We start from the raw sequence: 6,292 nt of genomic DNA, 5'->3' as shown, positions 1-6,292 counted from the left end.
GGGATGGCTGTGTCCGGGCTGTTTTCACTGAGTACCGGCCGCAGTTTCGGCGGCACAAAATACCGGTCCTCCTTTTTCTCCAGCACCTCCAGCGCGGCGAGGGCATCCGCCAGCACCTGGAGGCCCCGGACCGACGCGTTCGATTTGCGGGCCAGTTCTGGGACCGTAATTCCCTCGTCCGGAATCAGGTCGAACAACCCCAATTCGGCAGCAGCCCCGACGACTGCCGTCGGCCGAAATCCATCCGTCATATCGAGGATCCACTTCTTTTCTGGCAGCATGGCTCTCCCTTTCTTAGCGATATACTCCGTGGGGCGATGGGACACAGATTGGGCCGTTCCCCGTCCAGCATTGCCGATCGTCTTCCCGTCTCAGTGTCGATTTTTCGTCGATTTTTTGCGGCGTCACGGGCTGTTCGGCGAGTTCTCCTCCACCTTGGAGATCACCTGGCAGCCCGGCAGCGCCTGACGCAGCTTTTCCGCGCCGGCCTCGGTCACTTTTGTCCGCGTGACGTGGATGGTCTTCAGTTTCTTGAGGTTGAACAACGGTTCGAGTCCACCATCGGTGATCGCTGTGCGTCCGAGGTGGAGAAATTCCAACTGCGTGAGGGCGGCCAAATGGGGCAGGCCTGCGTCGGTGACTTTCGTGTTATCCAGGTTGAGCCACGTGAGTTGCCTCATTTTGGCGAGGATAGGCAATCCCGCATCTGTCACCTGCGTGCTCCACAAATTCAGTTTGGTCAGGGTCGGTATTTTGGCCAGTTCGGGAAGTCCGGCGTCGGTGACAGCCGTCTCACTGAGGTCCAGATCAGCGAGTGCCGTTAGCGAGGTGAGCGCGGCAAGGCCACGGTCGGTGATTTTGGTGCCTCGCAGCCGCAGGCGTTTGAGGGCATGGCACTGGGCGATCGCCGCGAGCCCCGCGTCAGTGACATGGGTGGCTGTCAGGAAGAGTTCTTCCAGCGCGGGAAGTCCGGCCACATGTTTGATCCCCGCGTCGCCAATCCCCGTGTTGTCCAGCCCCAACGTCTTCAGGGATTCCATCCCGGCTACCACGGAGAGGCCGTCGTCCGTGATCGGACAGCCGGTGAGACGGAGCGAGCGGAGCCGTCGCGCTTCCTTGAGCGGCGCCAGGTCGGCATCGGTGAGCCGGGCGGTTCCCGCATCCACCGCGATCAGATATCCGTCGTCATCCAGCCGGCATTTGGCCCCTTTTTTCTCGAGGGCTTCCGCAAGACTTTCCTGGCCCGTCCGTGGCGGACCGGACGCCCTGTCGAGGCTCTCCAGCTTCGCCGCCGCTTGCGGGGCCTGTCCCGGCGGTTGAGAGGCCACGGTCGGAGAGGAAGGCTCCTTCCGGGCACAACCGGCCGGGAGGAGGAACACAAGACCGCCGACAACCGTCCAGCCTATTGTTCGCCGGATCGAGAATGGCCAACCGTTTCTGTGCTGCATGGGATGTCTCCTTGGTGAGCTGCAACGCCGCGCCAATACGCGTCATTACACTGCAAAAAAGGTGATCTGACAACTCGGGATGGATTATCCAAGGTTGGCGAAGCGGACGTGACAAGCACGTCCCTCCGGAAAAGGTCCTTCCGAGAAATCGTTCGGAGGGGCACGCTCGTCGTGCCCGCTGGATCACACAAGCCGTTGCCGAGCGGAAATTTTTCCTTACAGCGGGCGTCGTCCTTGCCTATGGCGCCCCGGCGTTACACAATACGGGGATGAAGCGCCTCATCTGGATGGCGGTTTTCAACCACTTGCCTGTGTGGAATCCTGACGCTCCATCGGGCACGGTCCATCGAAAGGTACGGTGGTTGAAAGCTGGAGAACCCCTGTGCGGATCGTGTTTCGGTGAGCCAATCTCCCCGAACAAAAGACGATACATTTCGTCCCGGGAAGAACCCATTGAAGCTATCAGAGCACCCTCAACGAACTGCAAGCAACACTTGGTGTCCGAGCGATGAGTGATCCCTATTTTCAAAAACTGTTTGCCCAGCGCATCGGCGGCAGTCAGTACGGCAAAGGAACGGAGATCTACAAGTTTGAAAAGATCAAGCGTGCCAAGCGGCGCGTGCTGGCCGAGCATGCGGAAAGAAAACTCATCGACTTCGGGATCGGCGAAAACGATGAGATGGCCGACGAGTCGGTCCGCCGTGTGATGGCGGAAGAAATCAACAAACCGGAAAACCGAGGTTACGCCGACAACGGGATTCCCGCCTTCAAGGAAGCGGTGGCCCGGTTCATGCTCCGGGAATTCGGTGTCGAGCTTGACCCGGCCACGGAGATCAACCACTGCATCGGGTCGAAGACCGCGCTGGCGATGCTTCCTGCCGCTTTCATCGATCCGGGAGACATCACTCTCATGACGGTGCCGGGCTATCCTGTGGCCGGAACCCACACCCGGTACTACGGCGGGCAGGTGTACAAACTGCCACTTTTGCCGGAAAATAATTTTTATCCTGATCTCGATTCAATTCCCGCGGATGTTTTGAAGCGGGCCAAGTTGCTTGTGCTCAATTATCCCAACAGCCCCACCGGTCAGGTGGCGACGGTGGATTTCTACCGGCGGGTGATCGACTTTGCCCGTAAACACGAGCTCGTTGTCATCCAGGATGCCGCCCATATCATGCTGAGTTATCGGGATCGCCCTCTCAGCTTCCTTCAGGTACCAGGTGCCAAAGAGGTGGGCGTGGAAGTCCACTCCCTTTCGAAGGGATGGAACATGATCGGCTGGCGATTGGGGTGGGTCTGCGGACATCCTCGAATTGTCCAGGCCTTTGCCGACATCAAAGACAACTGCGATTCGGGCCAATTCATTGCCATTCAAAAGGCCGGTATCGCGGCTCTGGATAACCCTGATATCCCACGTCGAACGCGGGAAAAGTACCGGCGGCGGTTGGAAAAACTGGTGGCCACCCTGCGACGGTGCGGTTTTCAGTGCGAAATGCCCGGCGGAACATACTTTCTGTATGTCAAATGCCCGCGGGAGATTGCCGGCCGGCGTTTTGAGACTGCCGAAGACCTCGCCCATTACCTCATTGCGGAACACTCCATCGTGACGGTTCCCTGGGATGACGCGGGTCCCCACCTGCGGTTTTCGGTGACCTACCAGGCCGCCAACGAAGCAGAAGAAGACGCCCTGATGGCGGAAACGGAAAAGCGACTGATGTCTCTTGATCCTAAATTCGATTGACTGGTTGACAATGCCCGTGGGTGTGCCGAGAATCGTCGGCTTGTATTTTCGAACTCGTCTGCAAAGCGGTGCCGCGGCTGACGCAGCCTGGCCCAGCGCCGCTTCAACTATGACGGCTGGTCACAGCCAGAACACTGCGGAGAATCACCATGGCCCACGACATCCGCTATTTTGTGTTTGATGTGGAAAGCGTGGCCGACCCCGATCTGGTGGCCAAACTCCGCTATCCTCACGAGGAAATCGAACCGGAAGAAGCCGTCGAGCGGTATCGCCACGAACTCATCGAAAAGTATGACAGTGATTTCATCCCGTACACCTACCAGGTGCCTGTGGCCATCGCGATCGCCAAAGTAACTGAGTCATACCGCCTGGTCGACCTCGTGGTACTCGACGAACCACACTTCCGACCGCATGTCATGACGGAACTGTTCTGGCGGGGGTGGGAAGCCTATAAGAGGCCAACGCTGGTCACTTTCAATGGCAGGGCATTTGATATCCCCCTGCTGGAGCTGGCCGCCTTTCGGTACGGCATCAGCATTCCGGGCTGGTTTCAGATCAACGCCCGGGCAATGGATCAACCTCGCAACCGCTACAACACACAGTACCACCTGGACCTGTGCGAGCTTCTCACGAACTTCGGTTCCACACGCTTCAGCGGGGGCTTGAACCTGGCCGCCCATCTTCTCGGCAAACCAGGCAAGATGGAAATCGCCGGACACATGGTCCAGGACCTTTACCGCGAGGGGCGGCTTGCTGAGATCAACGAGTACTGCCGCTGCGATGTGCTCGATACGTACTTCATCTTTCTGCGGTCGCGCGTTCTGGTGGGACAGTTGACACTGGAGGAAGAACACCAGATCGTGGAGGAAACGAAAGCCTGGCTGGCCGAGAAGGCCAAAACCGATCGCGCTGCCCGCATGTATCTGGAACACTGGGGCGACTGGCGCAATCCGTGGCAGGAATCGTCGGACATCAAACAGGCTGCGGAAAGCCCCTGAAGACCTGGTGGGCAACCCGGCATGAGCCCCGGAGAGGACTATCTCCCGAGTTTTTCTGTGGTCAGGTCAAAGAGGCAGCCCGACCCCTTTGAGGACGCATGAAACGACTCACGGCCAGGCGGGTTCCCACGGCCAGTAGAGCCGCCGTTTCTTCCCAAACCGCATTTCCATGCCGATGGTCGCGGAAAACTGGTGCGTCACATTGAAGCGAGAGGGGAAAATGATCTGATCGGCGAACTCAAACCGGAAAACCGGTCCAGAGACGGGGCGGAATTTCAGCCCCAGCGCCAGCGGCATGGTGAAGTACGTTCCCTCGTAACTCGTTCCCACGATGTCGGTGAAATCGATGTGCGTGATCCCCACCCCCCAGTAAATGTAGGGTTGCCAGGGATCGTCTTTGGAGGCGAAATAGAGCAGGCCCACGTCCCAGACCACCGACCGCGCCCAGCGGTCCCGGCTGGTGCTCAGTCCCTGAGTTTGTGCCGCTGCCACGGCGGAAGGATGGTCCCACAGGTCAATGCTGCCCACCGACAGCCGGGTCTCCACGCCATAATGGGGATGCCAATCCCAGCCCAATCGCACGCCTCCCCACCAGCCGTCACGCTCTTCCAGCCAGTTGTCAACGAGTTCAGTTCCCCAGGCGTAACCCAGAAAGATGCCCGCGCTTCCCGGCCGCTCGATCCAGGGTTCCCACTTCCCGGCCGACTGTAATCGCGAGACAGCCCCGCCGAGAATCCTGCGGACGGGACCTCCCGGGACGCAGCAGGCGGCTAAAGATGGTGATTCTGCGATAGAAAGACCGGTCGGGGCGGACGCCGCAAGGCTATCCATTTCGAAGGTATGCGAGTCCGGAGCGGTTTCCTGGAAAGTGCGCCCGCTTCCGATCGGGGGAGATCCGTCGTCGAGCGGTTCTACGAGGGGCGGCACGGCAAGGAGCGGCTGCGGAGCGGGCTCGTCCGTAGCAGAAGTCAAAACCTCGCCTGTCCCGCCGGAAATCCACACCCAGCTTTCTTGAGCGGGCGGTGGAGAATTTATGATGTTTGCCGGTTTGTTGTACGATAGCGAACTGCTCAAGGGAATGACCGTGCCGGGCTCTTCGGCAAAGGCCCCGCCCCCGATCGCGACGGCTAACATGGCATTCAAGATGGCGACAAATGTCACCAAACGCGCAAGAAAAACGTTTTCCCGCGAGGCGTCATCTCGGCGCGCGCATGTCCTCCTTTCGCCCGGCAGCGTGGGGGCGTGAGTGAAGAATTTTCGGAAATAGTCGGCCAGTCGCGTGGTATCCACTCAAATTGGGCACCCGCACAGGATCGATCTTTCCCCAGCAAGCGGCGGGATTATGAGAAAAACAGGGCGCCCGTGTCAAGGGTTGTGCGAGAAAGCCATCCCGCACCGGAACACGGTTTTCACAACCCGAACGCGAAGCGAACTCCCACGATGGTGCGGGAGATTCCCCGCAAGTAGATGTAGATTCTCAGAAACGCCACACCCGAACGGCAATACCACCAGCAAGGGGGGCTTCATGCTACAGAAGTTGTGATACAGACTGCCATTCTGACATAACGCGGCGGTCGATGCCATAAACTCTTTGCCGATCTGCTCACATTTCCTGGTCGTAATATCTACAGGACAAATAACTTAGGACAGATGTCGCCCCCCCCTGCACTACTGGCACAGATTTTGCTCGCCAGTCAATCTGGGAGGTTTTTGGCATTTCCGAATGGTCCTTCGCAACGGATAAGGAAAAACGGGTGGAGGCCACGCGGAATGACTCCTGAACAGCGGCGAACCATACTTGTAACGAGGCGTTTGCGGGAGGCTGCCGGTTATCTCGAACTGGGCCTGGTTGATGAGGCACTCCGATGCCTGGAAATGGAGGATCTTGGCCCCTGGGAGGGACCGGTCAGCATGTTCAAAGGGCAGATTCTGGCTTCTCAGGGCCGTTACCGGGATGCAGCCGCGGCTTTCGAGCGGGCGGCTCAGGTATTCCCGCCTCCCCATGATCGCGTCGCCTGGTACACGCTCAGTCAGTGTCTCCGTCAGGCGGGAGACACCATCCGCGCTATCCAGGTGCTGGGACGCGCCCGGGGTGCTTTTCCGCG

The 6,292-nt window shown here is 59.1% G+C and carries 6 protein-coding genes; 3 read left to right on the top strand and 3 right to left on the bottom strand.

Annotated elements, in window-relative coordinates:
* Positions 1-281, bottom strand: a 281-nt coding sequence (locus H5U08_RS08170) for a methyltransferase dimerization domain-containing protein (protein ID WP_297032033.1), incomplete at its 3' end; no start/stop codon positions are given.
* A 123-nt stretch (positions 282-404) separates the two neighbouring features.
* Positions 405-1,448, bottom strand: a complete 1,044-nt coding sequence (locus tag H5U08_RS08165) for a hypothetical protein (RefSeq protein WP_297032031.1) — start codon at positions 1,446-1,448, stop codon at positions 405-407.
* A 508-nt stretch (positions 1,449-1,956) separates the two neighbouring features.
* Between H5U08_RS08165 and H5U08_RS08160 the strand changes: the two genes are divergently transcribed.
* Positions 1,957-3,189 carry an LL-diaminopimelate aminotransferase gene (locus H5U08_RS08160; RefSeq protein WP_297032029.1) on the top strand — a complete coding sequence of 411 codons (1,233 nt, stop codon included), beginning with the start codon at positions 1,957-1,959 and terminating at the stop codon, positions 3,187-3,189.
* Between the two features lie 149 nt (positions 3,190-3,338).
* A complete protein-coding gene (locus H5U08_RS08155) occupies positions 3,339-4,187 on the top strand; it encodes a 3'-5' exonuclease (RefSeq protein WP_297032027.1) in 849 nt (282 codons plus the stop codon).
* A gap of 108 nt (positions 4,188-4,295) precedes the next feature.
* Here H5U08_RS08155 and H5U08_RS08150 read toward each other — a convergent pair whose 3' ends face one another.
* Positions 4,296-5,477, bottom strand: coding sequence for a hypothetical protein (locus H5U08_RS08150; RefSeq protein WP_297032025.1), 1,182 nt, complete (start codon positions 5,475-5,477; stop codon positions 4,296-4,298).
* Positions 5,478-5,957: 480 nt separating this feature from the next.
* Here H5U08_RS08150 and H5U08_RS08145 point away from each other — a divergent pair.
* On the top strand, positions 5,958-6,292 hold a 335-nt coding region (locus tag H5U08_RS08145; protein WP_297032022.1), incomplete at its 3' end, for a tetratricopeptide repeat protein.

The organism is Thermogutta sp. (genome assembly GCF_014359955.1).
Lineage (GTDB): Bacteria > Planctomycetota > Planctomycetia > Pirellulales > Thermoguttaceae > Thermogutta.
The sequence above is the reverse complement of the archived record's forward strand: the minus strand, read 5'-3'. Positions and strand labels throughout refer to the sequence as shown.